The sequence below is a fragment of the [Zimmermannella] alba NBRC 15616 genome, assembly GCF_001570905.1.
Taxonomy (GTDB): domain Bacteria; phylum Actinomycetota; class Actinomycetes; order Actinomycetales; family Microbacteriaceae; genus Pseudoclavibacter; species Pseudoclavibacter albus.
Map to the genome: position 1 here is coordinate 1 of NZ_BCSO01000027.1, position 1059 is coordinate 1059.

The 1059-nt window shown below is 56.2% G+C and carries 1 protein-coding gene and 1 pseudogene; both read left to right on the forward strand.

Features of this window, described 5'->3' with window-relative positions:
• Positions 1-157 (forward strand): annotated as a pseudogene (locus ZAL01S_RS09625) (N-6 DNA methylase); the annotation flags it as partial.
• Positions 158-841: 684 nt separating this feature from the next.
• Positions 842-1059: hypothetical protein (locus tag ZAL01S_RS10535; RefSeq protein WP_217995481.1), on the forward strand; the 218-nt coding region annotated here is incomplete at its 3' end.

The window sequence follows — 1059 nt, forward strand, 5'->3', positions numbered from 1 at the left end:
GTTCTATGGGCAGGAAATCAACCTGACCACGTACAACCTGGCGCGCATCAATATGTTCTTGCACGACATCAACTACGAGAACTTCCACCTTGCGCACGGCGATACTCTCACCGATCCGCAGCACTGGGACGACGAACCGTTCGAGGCGATCGTCTCGAAACGTTGGTTGTCGCTATTGATACGAGATAACGGTGTGTGCAATTGGGAGTTAGCAGCATAATCACGCAACGGGCAGCACTGATGCTCCCCCTCCACCACTAGGACGCTCATTTTGATGCAAAGGGAGCGTCCTTTTGTTTTTGCCTGGAAGGGCGGTGTTTTGGCTTGTCAGAGGTGGTTTCTGGAGAGTGGGCGCTTGTCGGATGGGTGCGTTGGGTGGTGCATTGGCGCGCTTCGGGCGTGAATCTGAGCCCCGGGAAGTGGTTCAGGGTGTCACTACCGTGTGGGCGTCAAAAGGTACAGCCTGCCGTCAAAAAGTATCGGTCGTCGTCAAATTGTTTAGAGGCTCCGTCAAAAGGTATCGGATTGGCCGCCCAACGGACTGCGTGCTGGATGTGTGAGCGCGCACGTTGTCACCACCTCCGAGAGTGTAGATTCAACCTTAGAGCGGTCCTAGGCCCTCGTTCTTGTTGTGTTATTGGGTTCCACGTCTTGTTTAATTTTCGCGGGATTCGAGGGGTGTTGAGCGGACGTATCTGGTAGCGGGCGTGGGTTGAAGCGGTAGTACGCGCGGGTGCTTCTGGTAGCACGCACGGGTGGATCTGGTAGCACTGTACCGTGTGCGACGTAGTTGACTCACAGCAACCCCAACAATTGCTTCTTTCCGCTCGCGCGTGCCTAGGTGATCGATTCGAAGTCGATGGACGCGAACTGGTCGGAAACACCTATGCTTTTGTCCACGAGCAGCCCGTCGAAGTCTTCCCTCGTCAAGGCATGGACCTGGCCAATAGCGGTGAGATGCTCGCGCTCCAGTACCTATCAAGCGCGCGACCGTGCGGTGCGGGCACCCGGCCAGCGCTTGAATCAGACGGTACGAATGCTGCTGCGGAAACAACGACA